The organism is Anaerobiospirillum sp. NML120449 (assembly GCF_023051105.1).
In the GTDB taxonomy this organism is placed as follows: Bacteria; Pseudomonadota; Gammaproteobacteria; order Enterobacterales; family Succinivibrionaceae; genus Anaerobiospirillum.
Genome location: NZ_JALKIL010000041.1, coordinates 26,477 through 43,794, shown reverse-complemented (window position 1 = coordinate 43,794; position 17,318 = coordinate 26,477). Strand labels below are relative to the sequence as shown.

Below are 17,318 nucleotides of genomic sequence, written 5' to 3'. Positions count from 1 at the left end.
TAAAAATTATGTAGCTTTTCTACATATACGGCTGTTCAGTTTGATAGAATTAAATACGAGGTAAAAAAAATGAATGGCCTGTCTATGCGGCTTTAGCTATGGAAGATAGCTTAAATGCCGGGCTATGCTTGCAGATAGCAATGTCAGCTCTTATCTGGGCGGCTGTGCTCTCATCGAACAGGTCTATGCCCGGGCGCACGTCCGCTGCAGCTGCAGCAGCGGCCGGCGCTGCAGCCGGGGCTGCGGCTGCGTCCGGTGCGGCGGCTGCGTCCTGTGTGGCGGCGGTGCCGTCCGGCGCGGCCTCCTGGACCTGCGCCTGCACGGATACAGGCGCAGGGGGCAGGGCATCAGTGAGGATGTGAACGGCCGGAGGGCAGAACAGGTGGAGGTGTCTGCAGTCCAGGCCCTCAAGGGAGCGGCTGATGCGTCCGTTCAGGCACAGCATGCCCCGATCGGCCTTGCCTAACATGTACCAGTCATTGCAGCTGTCGCCCCATGCGGTGATGGTATATCCCTTCTCCCTTAAGATTCTTACGGTGTGGTACTTGGTATCAGCCGAGATCAGGGGTGAGGCTATGCAGTGCCTGAGATTAAAGCGTGCGGCCAGGTTATCCCACAGCCCGGTCAGTCCGGCTGACAGGACCACAAAGCTGTCATTGCCTATGGTGTCTTTAAGGTTCGTGTTGAGCCGGCAGCGCTCCAGAGCCCCGGTATCAAGGCTGAGCGCGGCGGTCTCACGGGCAAAGAGCCATGACTGAAAGCCCGTGTAGAAGTTACCGTCAAAGACATTGGTACGGTGTTCAGGGGCACAGATACGAAAGCTGTCCTGGCAGATGAGCGTGCGGTCACCATCAACAATGTGCAGCTCACATGGATCCGGGAACCACGAGATGATCTGCTCAGCTATCTGCCCTGCATGAGCACAGCAGTTAAGGCCTGAGATAATGTCCTCGACAAAGAGGGCAAAGTCATCCTTGCTGACCGTTGTGGCCGGCAGGATATGGAAGTCGCGCTCATTGAGCTGACAGTGGCGGCGCAGCTCCCTGATCTCTCTGTCCTGCCAGCGGGACAGATCCACTTTGCGCAGGTGTGCAAAACAGCTGTTCTTATGTGAGGTCTGCATGCGCTCCCACAGCAGGGCCGGGTCACAGTACAGATAGAAAAATACATCATAGACGGCGCCGTCTTCAGGGGAGAACACCACCTGATCTTCAAAGGCATAGTGACCGTCGCTTATCAAATCGTCATCGCGTGATGCAAGGTACTGGGTATATCTGACCCGCCACTTATGTTTTTCGGCCTCGCTGAGCGCGCGGAACTGTCCGTCTGTATTGTCATTGAGCCATTGACTGCCGCTTATGGGGACTAGCCTGTGAGCAAGGCTGTTCATCAGGGTGGTTTTGCCGGCGCAGGGCATACCGTACAAAGCAAATCTCATCTTTTCAGAACGCTCTCCTTATAGCAGTAGTTGCGGTCAAATTCAGGAAGATTGAAGTGCACCTGATCCAGAGGGGTGTCAGAGGTAAAGGGAGTAGGGATATCCACGCAGTTGCCGCAGATGAAGATCTTTCCGTTGGCGTAGAACACATTGTCCATGCCCGCTGCGCATTTGCCTCCGTACATGGTGCAGTCATAACCGCCCCGGCGTACGTTGAGCACGGCGGCTGCCCTGTCGAGAAACTCACGGTACTGCTCAATACTTATGCCGTAGCGTCCGGTCATGCGCGAGAAAGTGATGCGGCTGTCAAAGGCTTTGAAAAACTCGATGGTCTCATCGACCCGGTCGAGGACATCCTGCCCGACAGTGCAGTTAAGAGACGGCCATGAGCCCGTGACTTCACGGTACAGCTCAATGCCCTGCATGACCTTGCGGTGGGAGTGGCAGCGCCATCTGTCATGTATCTCTTTGATACCGTCGATCGAGACACCCACATTGACCTTGTGGTCATGCAGCCAGGCAATCATGTCACGGGTAAAGACCGTGCCGTTGGTGATGGTATAGGCAGCCACGAGGCCTGCTCTTATCAGATCGTCAATGCGCTCAATGCAGCTTTTGAGCAGATCATACTCAAGCAGGGGCTCGCCATTGCCTACAAAGCCTATCTTGAAGAGCTTGATGTTATGCTTTTCAATATGGCTGCGGATATTGTCCAGGATGAGCGGGATATCCATGGCTGCAGGCTCAATGGACTGTTCCTTTTCAATAAAGTGGCAGTAGCGGCATTTGAGATTGCAGCGGTTGTTTATGGAGATACATACACGGGTGATCATTTTGACTGTCGCCTTCCACGACTGCGCAGCGGTCCCTGTCTCATGGCTGCCTTGTAATGGTCCTCACTGGTAAGACCGTTGAAATCGACAATGCTCTTATCAGCACCGTAGCTCAGCAGGATATCGCGGCAGTGCCTGTTGCGATTGGCTGAGGCCTTGATAAGGGCTGTAAAGCCGTTGCCATCCTGCTGGTTGATGCTGGTCTTTTTGTGGCGGCACAGAGCCTTAACAAAGCGGGCCCTTCCTTCCCATGCAGCCACCATCAGGGGCATGTTGCCTTCGTTCTTGCGGCGGAACGTGGAGGCTGTGTAAGGATTGCGGTTGCCCTGGTTGGGGTTGGCGTTACACTCATCGAGCATGAACTGAAAGATCTTGAAGTCACCTGCCTGTATGGCATGGGTCAGAGCCGGAAAGTAGTATCTGCTGTTGTCTAGCTTGTCGATGTCTGCTCCGTGCTTGATGAGCCATTTGATCTTGGCCTTGCGTTCATCAAGACTGGCTTCCTGGTTGCGTACTGTGGAGATAATCAGAGTCAGGCCGTTGCCCAGATAGGCATTGGCCTCAGCAGAGCTGGGAGGATCAATGTCTTCGTAGCTGAGGGCAAAGTATCTGTCAAACCAGGCCATGCGCTCGGTGCTGATCAGCTTCTGGCGGCGTACCTGGTATTCAGGCAGGTGGATGGCGGTGACATTGGGAATGTCGGCCTTGAGAATGGCGGAGAAATCCACGTCATTGGTGATGATTTCTGCCAGACAGCCATATTTACGGGCCGCTTCTTCAGCTGTTTTGACAATGCGCCGGTCATTGTTGCCGTGAAAGTCCGGGGAGCAGTCGCGGTGAATGATATTTGGGGTGTTGCCTATATCATGGATTATCTGCCAGGCAACGCGGCTTTGTTTCTGGTCGCCACGGTCTTTGAGGCGGTTCAGCTCGGAAAGTACAGTAGACGCAATGATGATGTGCATGTACTCGTCAGCAAGGGAGTCAATGAGCTGAGGGTTGCACAGAAGGGCGGAGGTATCAGGAACAGCGATTTTCTGGGCCTTGAACAGGTTTTCCCGCTGTATCTCATCAAGCTGGAAGTACTCGCAGTATTTCATTGCATATTCGCGGGTCTTCTTGAGTTTGAGACCGCCAGACTCAGCGCGGCTGATCGATGACTTGTTGCCTACATGGATGTGCTCGGCAAGCTGCTCCTGAGAGATATTGTTCTTCTCGCGAATCTCCCGTATGCGCTGGCCAAGTAAAGTACTTTCGCTTTGCAATCGGCATCTCCTTACAGAATTTGGCTGGGGTCGAAAGCATATTAGCAATCGCAAATCCAAAAATTAACGGGCCAAAACCAAATAGCAACAAAAGCACGAAAATAGCAACGCTTTTAGCTCCAATGGCCTGTTTACAGGCCTTTCCGGCTTTGTTGCTGAAACGCAAAAAACGAGGCATCGACCCTCAAAGGGGCCTCTTACAGTCATTTTTGCAGCGGTTTTTACTGATTTTTCACAGCAGTTTGAACCTGCTGGCCAGCCCGCGATCGCTCCTGAATGTCACCACACCTGGCTACCCCGGGCAGAACCATGCAGCTTATATCACTCATATCGCAACACAGTGCACCTTCATATACACAACTACAGCCTCCATTTTTGTTTGTTTGTTCTCAGGCCTTACAGCCGACTTTAAGGTCAGCCCCGCCGGCTTCATAATGCCCGTCTTTCACTTTGTCCATATGTTTGTCTGTATGAGCCCAACCCGGGCTGCGGCTATAAGCCCAACCCGGGCTGCGGCTTCCGTCCGCCAGAGCCGGCCGCCAGTGCCGGAGCCAGTAACATCCTGTCACCAGGCACCAGACACCGGCCGACGGGGCGCTCAGTAAGCACGGTCTGCTGTACTGATGTTAAGCACCTGTATGTGCTGAGCATGTGACAACAGTGCTTATGGCCGTGCTCTTTCCGCCTGAGATCATGGCACAGCAGAATTATGGCGCGTACAGGCAGAAACGGATTAAGCCCAGGCTCCGCCCAGGTAAACCTGTCCGCCATAATCTGACTTGAGCCCAGACTGACCCTGCCTCTATATATGTAGAGCAGCGGTGATAACGGCAGGGCAGAGGACGATGGTGGCGTGCTCCTCTATATGAAGAGCAGCGCCATAGACGGGAGGGCATATGCTGGTAAGTGGGCGCTCTCTATATATGCAGAGATGCAGGGATGCAGCAGGGCGTCGGGGCGGTGGCTGGTCGGGCAGGGTGTTTTGCTTATATAAATGCAGTGGAATGGCTGGGGCAGGGCGTCGGGGCGGTGGCTGGTCGGCGGGACGTTTTGCTTATATAAATGCAGTGGAATGGCTGGGGCAGGGCGCGGGGCGGAGGCTGGTCGGGCGGGGAGGGCACTTGTATGTAAGGTACAGGATGAACAGGGTCGGGCCAAAAGTGGGAAGTCCGGGCATTTTATGGGCTTTTTGTGGGGATATGTGCACAATTGTAGTGCCTGGTTTTGCAGGTAATGGCACACAAATGACTATTTACCGCTATAATTGATAGTCTGTTGTAATGAGTGCCGTCCCGATGCGCTTTTGCGCGTCTAGATGCTGTATGGCAGGCCGGTCCTGCACTCAGCCTGTGCAGGCAGCGGGGACCTGATTCCGGTTCAGGTCCCGGGCTGCTGATGTGGGACGCGTGTCAGATGCTGCCGGCCTTGCACGGCTGCTGGAGCCTTCATTCCGTCCTGGAGAAACAGGCGGGCTCGGGGGCCGGGCCGGCTGGAGGTTCCGGGCTGACCGTGGATTTCGGGGCGGTTGCGGCTGCATTCTGATCATTGCATTGACGCCACGGCACGGCTGGTGGGCGGGCGCTGTTTATGACTGGTGTTCTTTACAGTTACCGCCGGGCTGGCTGTGCTCAGGCACGGAGGCTTTTCATATTGCTGTGGCCATTAACTCAAGCAGACCGTGGGCCTGTGCTCCGGTCTGTTGTGTTTTTGTCATGGCCGTATGCAGAGCATGCAGGTCACAGACGGGGAAAGGCTCGCTTTGAGTCAGTACTGTCCCCGTACTGAAAGTAAAAACGTTCATATCAGGGAACACAAAAATCATGCGTCTTTATCGTTGGCTGTCTGATTTTCATGGAAGCTCCAAAGGAATTGCCCTTGCCATAGGTAATTTTGACGGCTTTCATATCGGTCATCAGGCGGTAATCAGCCGTATGCAGGATAAGGCCCGTCAGATGGGACTTGAAAGCGCAGTACTGATTTTTGAGCCCCAGCCTATGGAGTTCTTTGCCCGCAGCATTCCGCCACGTCTCTTTTCTATACGTGACAAGCTGCGCACCTTCCGTGCCTTTGGCGTTGAAAATGTGTTCTGTCTGAGTTTTACCCGCAAGTTTGCCGATCAGGATGACAAGGCCTTTGTGGCCATGCTGCGCGATCAGATGGGGGTCAAAAGTGTAACCGTAGGCTCACCATTCAACTTTGGCAAGGGTGGTGCCTATACCTTTGAAAACCTCAGAGAGTGCTGTCAGGCCGCAGGCATTGAGTGCTCAGCTGTAGACAGGATTGAGCAGGAGGGTGAGCGTATTTCCAGCACCATGATTCGTGGTCTGGTGAACAACGGTGACTTTGATACCGTGGAGCGCTTCCTGGGCAGGCCTTACTCCATTGCCGGACGCGTTGTTCATGGCAATGCTCTTGGACGCACCATGGGCTTTCCAACAGCCAATATCAACCTCAATCGCCGTGTCTGCCCTCTCAAGGGCGTCTATGCAGTTGAGGTTCGCTGTGGCGGGCTTATCTACGGAGGTGTAGCCAATGTTGGCTACCGTCCAACTCTTAATACCAGAACACTGCACACTCTTCTGGAGGTCCATATTCTGGACTTCTCAGGCGACATCTACGGCCAGGAAATAGAGGTCTTCTTCCGTCACAAGATTAGAGATGAGATGAAGTTTTCCGGTCTGGAGCAGCTTGCTGCCCAGATTAATGCCGACAAGGAAAAGGCCGCCCGTCTGCTGGGCAGATAGCCAGCAGGCAAGGACGCAGGCCGTGCCGGACCCCAGGCCTGGCCACACGGCCTGCAGGGCCCGCCAGAGCCATAGCCATGGCGGGCGGGCTGATGAGGACCTCAACCCTGAATTTCTTTCAGGAGTGATTCATGGTTGAGGAAAGGTCCTCAAGCCCACAACGCTTTAGTGTTAATCGTTATTTTTAGGATGCATCCAATGGCAGATTACAAGTCAACTTTAAATCTTCCACAGACTGCTTTCCCTATGCGTGGTGATCTCGCCAAGCGCGAGCCTGCCATGCTCAAGAACTGGGAAGAGCGCAACCTCTATCAAAAGATCAGAGAGTCCCGTAAGAACTGTAACACTTTCATTCTTCACGACGGCCCTCCATATGCCAATGGCAACATCCACATTGGCCATGCGATTAACAAGACCTTAAAGGACATTATCGTCAAGTCCAAGACCCTCTCCGGCTTTGATGCCCCTTTCATTCCTGGCTGGGACTGTCACGGTCTGCCAATTGAGTTAAAGGTAGAGGGTGAGGTAGGCAAGCCAGGCGAGAAGATCGATGCTGCTCAGTTCCGTGAGGAGTGCCGCAAGTACGCCAGGCGCCAGATCGCCGCTCAGATGGTCGACTTCAAGCGTCTGGGTGTTCTGGGCGACTGGGACCATCCTTACCTGACCATGGATTTTGACACTGAAGCCAATATTATTCGTGCACTGGGCAAGGTTATTGAAAACGGCCACTTCGTACTGGGCTACAAGCCTGTTTACTGGTGTATGGAGTGTCAGTCCGCTCTGGCTGAGGCTGAGGTTGAGTACTACGACGTAGAGTCCGATGCCATCTTCGTACGCTTCGTTGCCGAAGATCAGGCTGCCGTATTAAAGGCCTTTGGCAATCCTGCCGGTGACGGTGAGGTCAGCTGCGTAATCTGGACCACCACCCCATGGACCCTGCCAGCCAACCGTGCCATTTCCTTAAATGAGTCCTTTGACTACGCTCTGGTAGACGTCAAGGGCGAAAAGGCCGGCCGTTACATCATGGCTCAGGACCTGGTAGAGGGCGTAATGAAGACCGTCGGCGTTGCCGAAGAGGATTACTCCATTGCTGCTACCTGCAAGGGCAAGGATCTCGAGCTGTTAAAGTTCCAGCATCCTTTCCTTGATATCACCGTTCCTGTAGTGCTGGGCAACCACGTCACTCTCGAAGCCGGTACCGGCTGCGTTCACACCGCCGGTGGTCACGGTCTTGACGACTATGCTGTGTGCATGAAGTACAACATCGAGATCTACAACCCTGTAGGTCCTGATGGCTGCTTTGTCAAGGACACCCCATTATTTGCAGGTCTGAATGTATTCAAGGCCAATCCTGAGGTCATCAAGGTTCTGGTTGAGCGTAAGGCTCTGTTAAAGGCCGATAAGATATCCCACAGCTATCCACACTGCTGGAGACACAAGACCCCTGTAATCTTCCGTGCCACACAGCAGTGGTTCATCTCCATGGACGGTCACGGTCTGCGCAAGCGCGCTCTTGAGGAGATCAAGGGTGTGCGCTGGATTCCTGCCTGGGGCCAGAACCGTATTGAGGCCATGGTAAGCCAGCGTACCGACTGGTGTATCTCCCGTCAGCGTACCTGGGGTATGCCTTGTGCCGTGCTGGTTAACAAGGAAACCGGTACTATCCACCCACGAACCAGCGAGATTATCGAGAAGGTAGCTCAGGCTGTTGAGAAGAAGGGCATCCAGGCCTGGTGGGATCTCAAGGTTGAGGATCTGGTAAGTGCTGAGGAAGCCCCTCTGTACTACAAGGATCCAAACACCCTGGACGTATGGTTTGACTCCGGCTCCACCCACTTCTCCGTAACTGATCAGCGTCCTGAGAACCGTGGCGCCTCTGCCGATCTCTACCTTGAGGGTTCAGATCAGCACCGTGGCTGGTTCATGTCCTCCCTGATGCTCTCCGTTGCCATGAAGGACAAGGCTCCATACCGTCAGGTTCTGACCCACGGCTTTACCGTAGACGGTCAGGGCCGCAAGATGTCCAAGTCCCTGGGTAACGTAATTGCCCCTCAGGAAATCTGGGACAAGATGGGTGCCGACGTACTGCGTCTGTGGATCTCCACCAACGATTACACCGGTGATATGGCCGTATTCGAGGAAATCTTCAAGCGTTCCTCCGACTCCTACCGTCGTATCCGTAACACCATCCGCTTCCTGCTGTCCAACCTCAACGGCTTCGACCCTGATCAGCACATGGTCAAGTTCGAGGACATGGTTGAGCTCGACAAGTGGGCTGTTTCCCTGGCCAGGCGTACCCAGGAGCAGATCATCGGCTATTACGACAACTACGACTTCCACCTGGTGGTCAAGACCTTAATGCGCTTCTGCTCCATCGAGCTGGGCTCATTCTATCTGGACATCATCAAGGATCGTCAGTACACAGCCAAGACTGACTCCCTGGCCCGTCGTTCCTGCCAGACTGCTCTGTACATGATCGCAGAGTGCCTGGTGCGCTGGATTGCCCCAATCCTTTCCTACACCGCTCAGGAAGTATGGGAGGTTATGCCAGGCAAGCATGACGAGTTCGTATTCACCTCCACCTGGTTTGAAAACGAAAACCTCAAGGCTCTCGACGAGACCTCAAGCTTCAACTCTGCTTACTGGGAGCGTATCCTTGCTTTCCGTGATGAAGCCAACCGTGCCATTGAAAAGGCCCGTAATGACGGCCTGGTAGGCGGCTCTCTGGAGGCTGAGGTTGCTGTTTACGCTGACGGCCAGATGGCACAGGACCTCAAGGCCCTGGGCAATGAGCTCTCCTTCGTACTCATTACCTCCAAGGTAATCATCAATGAGAGCGAGGCTCCAGCCGATGCTCTGGTTGCTGAAATCAATGGCGTCAAGGTAGGCTTTGTCGTATCCAAGTCCTCTGCTCAGAAGTGTGAGCGCTGCTGGCACTACGAGGAAGGTGTTGGTCAGGATGCCGAGCACCCAACCTTATGCCCACGCTGCCTCGAGAACATTCTGCGCTTTGGTGAAAAGCGTCTGTTCGCCTAACAGCACCATAAATGCGGCCTGAGCTTCAGACCGCACAGCATACGGCCCGGCAATCTGCCGAGGCCGCCTGCACAAAAAGGTCATTGCCCTGACAGGCAATGGCCTTTTTGTTTGGCCGTCCAACCGGTCACCCCTGGGCTCATGGCCTGATCATGCCTTGTCGGGTCCTGGTGGCGACCGCTGGACTGCGGCCGCCCGACCGGCCCAGCCGCCCGCAAGCTGGCTGATCCAACGGTGCGCCAGAAGCCTGCCCTGACAAGCCCGGCTGCCCGTAAGCTGGCTGAGCCAACGGTGCGCCAGCAGCCAGCCCCGACCAGCCCGGCTGCCCGTAAGCTGGCTGAGCCAGTGGTGCGCCAGAAGCCTGACCTGACAAGCCTGGCTGCCCGTAAGGTGGCTGAGCCAGCGGTGCGCCAGAAGCCCGGTCTGACAGGCAGCTGTAATGAGCTTTGCATTTTGCCTGTCAGTTACTTATGATCCATGGGTATTTTCCATGTTTGTTTCAGAAGAATTACCGTGTCAAGAAATTCATCAATTTTACGTAATACCCGTCAGCGCAATGGTATCCGTTACCTGCTGCTGAGCATTGTGGTTATCATCCTCGATCAGCTGACCAAGTACTGGTGCGTTGAGAACATCGACTTTAACAGCCGTGGCATCGAGGTTCTGCCATTTTTCAACCTGGTTCATGTCTACAACTATGGAGCGGCTTTCAGCATGTTCGCTTCCTGGGGCGGCGTGCAGCGCTACCTGCTCTCAGGCATTGCCATTGTCATGATCCTGGTCTTTACCGTAGTGCTGCTCAGAGCCAAGGCATCAGCCCGCTGGCACTGCATTTCCTACAGCCTCTTTATTGGCGGCGCCATTGGTAATCTTATCGATCGACTGTGGCATGGCTATGTAGTAGACTTCCTGCTCCTTTACATCAAGGATGATGCCGGCACCATTACCTGGTCATGGCCGGCTTTTAACGTGGCAGACATGGCCGTAGTAGGCGGCGCCATTTTAATGGTAATCCTGGCTATCTTCTCCCGCGACGACACTCCTGCAAGCCGTCGCCGTCGCAACCGCAACTAAAGCTCCGGCATTTGCAGCTGCCGCGCTGGCAGCCGCCTCCTCCGCTGGATGCAGCTGCGGCAGCTGCGGCCGCACCTGTAAGCAACGGGGCCCTGTGCAGTCAGATTTTCTGACCGTACAGGGCCCCTGTTTTTTGCCTGGAGTTCAGGCCCGCAGCGCACCTGCCTTGATTGCTGGCCTAAATCGCACTGTGCCCGTAGTGCCAGACTTGGGCACGCATACCCTCAGGTGGGCATGCCCAGGTAGCAGGCTGCCTGGAACTTATGGCCGTGATATTTAAAGTTTGTCATGACGGTGATTTAAAGACTGTCACAGGCAGGAGGATAGCCTTGCGCTGACCGTATTCATGGCATTTGCCTGGAGCAGTCGGGCTTCTGGGGTCACATATAAAGTTTGACATAAGACCGGCGTCTGCCCACAGGGTACTGGCCCGGCAGCGGCGCAGTATGACTGTCGTCCGGGATGAGCTCAGCGCCTAAGTGGCGCAGCTCCGTACTGGTCTGCAGGCCGTGGCTGGATGCGGGCCGTTCTGGTCTTCGGGCTGTAGCTTGGTGCGGACCGAGGCTGGATGCGGTCCGTGACCGTATGTGGGACGTGGCTGGGTGCGGGCATGAAAAAGGGGAGCCGAGGCTCCCCAAAAAGTAGTTTTGGTTAGAAGTATTCTTACTTTTTCATGGCGCGCTCAAGAGCGGCTTTGTCTTCGGCAGGGTCCTTTTCAACGGCCTTGCTTACGATACTGTCGACATAGCGGCGGGTCAGAGTGCGCTGAATGTCATCAAGTACAGAACCGTTGAGGCGGTACTTGACCAGGTAGATAAAGCAGCCTACAAGGCACAGAACGGATACGCCCCAGTACAGAGTGATGATGCCGTTGATGGTGCTCTCGCTCTGCTCAACATTAGGAACGTAATCTACCATGCTCAGGAACAGACCTACTACAGCTGAGGATACGGCGCCGGAGCACTTGGCCAGCAGAGTATGCAGAGAGTAGTACATGGACTCAGAGCGCATGTTGAAGGTAACATCACCGTAATCAACAGTATCGGCCACCATGATCATTACCAGCAGCCAGTAAACGGCAGTGGAGAAGCCGGTGATACCGCCGGAGAGCAGGACCATTGGATACAGTGGAGCCATACCCCAGGCAGCGATGGCCAGCAGACCTCCAGCTACAAATGGCAGAGAGATAGCCAGGGTAAAGACCAGCTTACGGCCGATGGCATTGACCATAGGCTTGAAGAAAATCAGAGTAGGGGCAGCAATAACGGAAGCGGCCAGCATCATGGTGGAGAACATGGACTCGTCATGCAGGGCATACTTGAACATGTACAGGTTAAGGGCGTCCTTAACACCGCAACCGATAACGAAGCAGAAAGCAAGAGAGAGGAAAATCAGGAACTGCTTGTTTCTGGTAACGATGGTAAAGGCATCCTTAAGGCTGAAGTCATCGCCGCTGGTCTCAGCATAATTCTGCTCAGTCCACTTGCAGGTCACCCAGGCAGAGGATACGGCCAGCAGACCACCGATACCGGCGTAGATCATGTAGCCAAGACCGTCATCGCCCTGACCAAAGAGGTGTACGGCGTAGATACCGACACCACCTGCAATGTAGCTGCCGATGGTTGCGGCAAAACGTGGATAAGGCAGCAGGCCTTCACGCTCGCCCTTATCAAGGGTAATGGAAGGGATTAAGGACCAGAAAGGAGCGTCACATACGGTGTAGGCCATACCCCAGGCGATGTAGACTATGGTCAGGTAGACCACCTGGGCAGTACCCTCAAAGAGGTGGGTGCTGAAGCAGGCGACCATGAAGATGAAGTTGAGGATATTACCAATGATGAGCCATGGCTTGTATTTGCCCCAGCGGGTATTGGTCTTGGCAACGATATAACCCCAGATAGGGTCATTGATTGTGTCCCAGATACGGGCTACGAGGAAGATGATACCTACGGTTGCAGCTGATACACCGGCAACGTCAGTCAGATAGAAAAACAGGAAGACGTTGACCAGGGCAAGAGAAAGGTCCTTACCAAAGCTGCCGTAACCATATGACAGTTTGGTCTTCATGGAGACCTTAGGAGAAACAGGGTCAGGAACTCTGCTTCCGGTGGTGTCGATAGTAGAACTCATAGTTATTTCCTCAGTTTAGCTTCTGCCTGACAGAGCGGGGCGGCAGAAACAGGGGACTGAACAGCAGTGTAAACTGCCTGCAAAACTGTTCGATGCCGTAAATGGCCATGACCGTTTTTCGTTTCAGTCTGCGCAGGCCTCAGATTACCTGACCTGAGACTGTATGCTGACAGCTGTATAAGCCAGTTTTCGTATTAAGAAGGAGCCACGTCAGGCAGGCCTGACGCAGCTCCCTGGAGTAGTGGAGTCTGCCTGCATCATCTCCGGGCCGTAAGGCCTGGCCGCAGGGCCGTGGCACAAAGCCGTGCCGCAGGGCCGTGGCACAAAGCCGTGCCGCAAGGCCAGGGCACAAAGGCGTGCCGCAAGGCCAGGGGGCTGTACGTGGCCGGAGAGGGCAGATGTTCAGAAACAGACAGTTGCAAAGGTGTGTGAGGTTGCTCCTGTCTGTAAGACGGTATGCGCCTTATGCACCTGGTGTAATTTGCGGTGCGGGCGCTGCAGCTGGGGCAGGGCGGACAGGTGCCACCTCAGTGGCGGCGTCCGTGGCGGCCCCTGCCTGCGTCTGCCTGGTCTGGACCTGGACCTGGATGCGGTCCTGAGCCTGGCGGTCAGCTGCGGGTGAACTTTACATAGCCTGACTTTGGTACTTCAAGCTCCATAAGAGAGCTGTTCAGCTCCAGGCAGTCAATGGTTCTGACCTGACGGCCAAGGCAGTCAAAGATCTCGGCCTTTGCCTTTACCTCAGAACCGGCTGCCTTGATGGCAAGGGAGGTCAGCATGGCGCCGTTTACCAGGTACAGGGTACGGACGCTGTCCCTGTCAAAGAGGGCAAGGCGCTGATCGGTTCCGGTAATGATGAGCTGCTCATCGTTTAAGGTGCCTGAGATCAGTGAGTACATGAGCTCAGGGTGGTAAGCCTCCATGTGGCCCTTCATGAGCAGGTCGCGGTGCTCGCGCCAGAAGGTCAGCCAGTGTCTGACCATGAGCAGATGCTCATCGTTCAGATGTTTGCAGTTTGGTGATATCTGAGGCACTGAGAACAGGGTGTGGATAAAGTGGAGACTGGAACTCTCTACGGATTCACGTGGAGACCAGGTAAACATGTCAGAGTGTACGGCTGTGTTCAGAGCCATGGCACGCACATCAGTGGTGGTCATGCGGTTCATGAGACTGTCATTTGGACAGTCATGGGCACGGAACATATTGCCGTAGCCGCGAATCATAGGGCCTACATAGTTCTGACGGAATTCAATGAGGATATCGCTGCGCACGGCCATTAAGGCAGTACGTACTTCAGTCATGAGCATGTCCACGGCTTCAGGCAGGGACTGGGTGCAGCGGGCGGCATCATAAGCACGGGCCTTTTCATCGGCCTGGCGCATGTCAAACTCGTCGATAAAGTCGAGCTTGAGGCCGTCGAGATCATATTCCTTTACGGCATTGACATAGGTGTTAACCAGGAAGTCACGTACTTTCTTATAGCGCGGGTCAAGGACATATGCGCCCCAGCGTGGGTTAAAGCACAGGCTGTAGTCCTTGTACTCAGGACCGTTTCTGGACTTGCCGCCGACAAAAGGAACGGAGAACCAGATCATGTACTTCATGCCCATCTCATGAACACGCTTTACATGCTCTTTCATATTAGGGAAACGGGTACGGGAAACTTCCCAGTCACCACAGAAGGCATAGCCACGGTTGTTGTCATCAGTCTGCCAGCCGTCATCAACAATTACAGTCTTGCAGCCCAGAGATGAGGCAATGCGGCACTGATCTTCAATTTCCTGCTCGCTGATATTCTGCAGGAATGCATACCAGGTGGAGTAAACAGGCTCAAAAGCGCCTTCAGGCACAGGCATGACATATGGGGTAACAGTGCGCTCGAACCAGCGGGAGATATTCTTGACGGCAGCAAAGACGCTCATGGCTGAGCTGTCAAGGCGCAGGGTAATTTTGTATTCACTGGTTGGAGCACCTGGCTCATCAAAAAGGGAGAAAGTAAGACGTACACACTCTTCCTCTTCGTAGGCACCGCCGGTAATGGTAACGATATTTGAGCAGTCGGACAGAGCAAAGGACAGCTTGTTGATGCCTTCTGCTGAGTACAGTGAGCCCATTGGGGCTACATTACAGATATGGGTAGTAAGGCTGCAGTAATACTCAAGCATGCCCTTGGCACGGTAGTTCTTGCCCGGAGTCTGAATGGCAGGCAGCCACAGAGACTGGATATTGTCTACAGGAACGCGCAGGTCGATAAGAGTGCGTGGCATGACTACAGGCTTGTCAGCCTTTAAGGTCAGATCAAGGTACCAGACCTTATTTACATTGTCCCTGAAGCTCCTGTCGCCATACAGGCCGCTTTCATTGAGCTCATCGCTGCTTAAAAGACGCTCGCCGTAAAATTCGCCGGCAAGCTCAAACTCATCGACAGTTCGCAGCTGCCAGTCCAGCTCAATACCTGAGTTGTCCTCACAGTGAACTTCAGCATAGCTGCGTATGAATGCCCAGTTAAGCTCTTTGGTAATCATGTTTTCGCTCCAGCATCGATTGAATCTGTCAGGACAGAGAAAGGAAAAATCACAAAGCTCCAGTGCCCGTGTACATGCCTGCATTCCTGCATGCAGCTGCACATGCAGGCGGTGGTGCGGCATTGCCATCATCCACTAAGGGATGCACCAGCGTAATTGCTCTGTGCCTGTACGGTATTTCAGGGACGCAGGTCAGAAACTGCGGTCTGATCTTTAGCACGAACCGTTTCGTAATGTGTATTTATTCGTGAGAAATTACGAACACGTGTTATCTGATTTAGATTATAGAAAATTGAGGCGTGTTATCCATAGCTATTACGTGATTTAGATCACGTATCAGTGGCTGAACTTTAGAAAAAGATGAGCTGGATCACAGAATACAATTGCCTATACAGGCCGTTTAATGATTGCTGATGGCGGGAGATGGGACCGGACTGCTATCAGTGAGATACGGATAACGAAAGATGTGAAGTATGGCCTGGTTTTTAGCCAATTCCTTTGTTAGTATGGCTGTTATATGCGAACATGTTCGTAAAATAATGTGCGAACAGTTACGAATATTGACGCGTTTTGGGGGCTGAAACAGGTATAAAAGGCCATAAATAAAGCATGTAAACGTGTATCACATATTGATGAAAGTGTGGGTTTTATAAGCTGGCTAATACAGTGCACAGCCCCCTGGTGCACTGTTATGAATACCTGCAAAAGCTTATACTTATGAGCGCCAATAAGATTTGTTGCTTAAATTGTCTCCACTTCCTGAGCACGTGCACAAAACAGGAAACTCTGTTCGTAACACAAAAGAGGCCCGCCGTCGGTCTGTCAGACGCCGCAGCGGCGGCAGCCCGGCCTGCAGGGCATCCCGGCCGGGGGCCGGACGGCGTAGCCGAAGCCGTAAGCAGTGCGCTCTGGTACGAACTTATATGAAAAGGTCTGTGCATCAGTTACCTGGCAGCTGACATTTGCTGACTACGGCTGACCTCTGACAGCCGCTGCCGTAGCTGAAAAACCTTTATTTGCTCAGGACAGATCCCTAAGAGTTATTTTTATGAACAGTACAGATATTGCCAAGCTTGCGGGAGTATCGCGCTCTACCGTATCCAAGGTTCTGCACAACTATCCGGATATTCCTGAGGAGACCAAGCGCAGGGTGCTTGAGGTCATAAGGAAGCACAATTACAAGCCTAATGTTGCTTCACAGGCTCTGCGGGGCATTTCGCCACGTGTTATTGGCGTGTACTTTCTGACCCGCCTCAATGACGGTCTGTTTGAACGTATCAATTCCCATTACGACAACTCGATGCTCACCTGCATCACAGTGGAGGCCAAAAAGCGCGGCTACACCATTTTGTATGACGTGCTGGTGCCTTCTGAGACCGAGGACGACATTGTCAGCAGCATCAACGATGCCTTTGACAGCCACCGCATCAGTGCGGCCGTTTTTATCGGTCTTGATGACAGGGCAACTTTCATTCCCCGCATTGCCTCTCATGACCGCCACATCATAGTGCTCGACAAGAATGTCGACACCACCAAGGGTGTGCGCTGCCTGTACTCCAACGATTTCAACTCTTCTATCAGAGCCTGTGAGCATCTTTATGCCAATGGCTTTACCCGCATCCTGCATCTGTCAGGTGATCTTGGCAAGCTTTCAGGTCAGATGCGCCGTGACGGTTACTACAAGTTCTGCAACCGCTTAAGAGCCGATAACAGACCACATTTTGAGCCTATGATTCTGGAGGGCAAATTCAGCATAGAGCATGGTTATAACTCGGGGCGAATATTTATCGAAAACAGGCTTTACGAACGCTACGATGGCATAATGTGTGGCTGCGACATGATTGGCGTGGGATTTATGAAATACCTGCGCGAACAGTCACCAGAACTGCTGGACAAGGTTGGAGTGATTGGCTTTGATAATGAAACAGTCGATCTGTTCATGACTCCGGCTCTGTCCACCATGGCACCTGACTATCGCAACTTTGCCCGTCTGATTTTCGATCTCGAGCAGAATTTTGAGCAGTTCAAGGGCGGTATTTCCGTCAAGATTGAGCAGGATCTGATTGAGCGCGATTCCAGCAGACCGTTCAACCGCCGTCTTAACCGTGACATTCCTATAGACGAGTTCATCGAGCAGCGCATCTATCACGCCAGTGAAGGCCAGTGATGTCAGGCATGGCTGCACGCCGGGAGCCGGACTGCAGGCAGCGGCCTGCGCTGGCCTGCGGCGGCAGGCCGCCAGGCCGGCACCTGCCGCCTGGCGCTGCGGCCCA

The 17,318-nt window shown here is 53.8% G+C and carries 9 protein-coding genes; 4 read left to right on the top strand and 5 right to left on the bottom strand.

Going from position 1 to position 17,318, the window contains the following annotated elements; translation table 11 throughout:
* Window positions 1–82 precede the first annotated feature (82 nt).
* From MXE41_RS10690 to MXE41_RS10680, 3 genes are read right to left on the bottom strand one after another with little or no spacing between them, the layout of a single operon-like run.
* A complete protein-coding gene (locus MXE41_RS10690; protein WP_247100482.1) occupies window positions 83–1,438 on the bottom strand; it encodes a hypothetical protein in 1,356 nt (451 codons plus the stop codon).
* Window positions 1,435–2,271, bottom strand: coding sequence for a radical SAM protein (locus MXE41_RS10685; RefSeq protein WP_247100481.1), 837 nt, complete (start codon window positions 2,269–2,271; stop codon window positions 1,435–1,437). The genes MXE41_RS10690 and MXE41_RS10685 overlap by 4 nt, the downstream gene beginning before the upstream one ends.
* Window positions 2,268–3,536, bottom strand: coding sequence for an ankyrin repeat domain-containing protein (locus MXE41_RS10680; RefSeq protein ID WP_247100480.1), 1,269 nt, complete (start codon window positions 3,534–3,536; stop codon window positions 2,268–2,270). The genes MXE41_RS10685 and MXE41_RS10680 overlap by 4 nt, the downstream gene beginning before the upstream one ends.
* 1,820 nt (window positions 3,537–5,356) lie before the next feature.
* Here MXE41_RS10680 and ribF point away from each other — a divergent pair.
* The 3 genes from ribF (at window position 5,357) to lspA (ending at window position 10,390) form a co-directional block, all read left to right on the top strand.
* The gene (gene ribF, locus MXE41_RS10675) at window positions 5,357–6,280 is read left to right on the top strand and encodes a bifunctional riboflavin kinase/FAD synthetase (protein ID WP_247100479.1); all 924 of its coding nucleotides are present in this window, start codon (window positions 5,357–5,359) and stop codon (window positions 6,278–6,280) included.
* 198 nt (window positions 6,281–6,478) lie between these two features.
* Window positions 6,479–9,316, top strand: coding sequence for an isoleucine--tRNA ligase (gene ileS / locus MXE41_RS10670; protein ID WP_247100478.1), 2,838 nt, complete (start codon window positions 6,479–6,481; stop codon window positions 9,314–9,316).
* A gap of 513 nt (window positions 9,317–9,829) precedes the next feature.
* The gene (gene lspA / locus MXE41_RS10665; protein WP_247100477.1) at window positions 9,830–10,390 is read left to right on the top strand and encodes a signal peptidase II; all 561 of its coding nucleotides are present in this window, start codon (window positions 9,830–9,832) and stop codon (window positions 10,388–10,390) included.
* Window positions 10,391–11,053: 663 nt separating this feature from the next.
* Here lspA and MXE41_RS10660 read toward each other — a convergent pair.
* Window positions 11,054–12,520 (bottom strand): glycoside-pentoside-hexuronide (GPH):cation symporter, encoded by a 1,467-nt coding sequence (locus MXE41_RS10660; RefSeq protein ID WP_247100476.1) that lies wholly within the window; start codon window positions 12,518–12,520, stop codon window positions 11,054–11,056.
* Between the two features lie 608 nt (window positions 12,521–13,128).
* The gene (locus MXE41_RS10655; protein ID WP_247100475.1) at window positions 13,129–15,045 is read right to left on the bottom strand and encodes a glycoside hydrolase family 36 protein; all 1,917 of its coding nucleotides are present in this window, start codon (window positions 15,043–15,045) and stop codon (window positions 13,129–13,131) included.
* Window positions 15,046–16,093: 1,048 nt separating this feature from the next.
* On the opposite strand from MXE41_RS10655, the gene MXE41_RS10650 reads away from it, so the two are divergent.
* Window positions 16,094–17,212, top strand: coding sequence for a LacI family DNA-binding transcriptional regulator (locus tag MXE41_RS10650; RefSeq protein WP_247100474.1), 1,119 nt, complete (start codon window positions 16,094–16,096; stop codon window positions 17,210–17,212).
* Window positions 17,213–17,318: the final 106 nt, after the last annotated feature.

Excerpts from the sequence above, each read along its gene's own strand:
- MXE41_RS10650 (WP_247100474.1), top strand. The coding sequence starts at position 16,094 with ATGAACAGTACAGATATTGCCAAGCTTGCGGGAGTATCGCGCTCTACC.
- ileS (WP_247100478.1), top strand. The coding sequence starts at position 6,479 with ATGGCAGATTACAAGTCAACTTTAAATCTTCCACAGACTGCTTTCCCT.
- ribF (WP_247100479.1), top strand. The coding sequence starts at position 5,357 with ATGCGTCTTTATCGTTGGCTGTCTGATTTTCATGGAAGCTCCAAAGGA.
- MXE41_RS10655 (WP_247100475.1), bottom strand. The coding sequence starts at position 15,045 with ATGATTACCAAAGAGCTTAACTGGGCATTCATACGCAGCTATGCTGAA.
- MXE41_RS10660 (WP_247100476.1), bottom strand. The coding sequence starts at position 12,520 with ATGAGTTCTACTATCGACACCACCGGAAGCAGAGTTCCTGACCCTGTT.
- MXE41_RS10685 (WP_247100481.1), bottom strand. The coding sequence starts at position 2,271 with ATGATCACCCGTGTATGTATCTCCATAAACAACCGCTGCAATCTCAAA.
- MXE41_RS10690 (WP_247100482.1), bottom strand. The coding sequence starts at position 1,438 with ATGAGATTTGCTTTGTACGGTATGCCCTGCGCCGGCAAAACCACCCTG.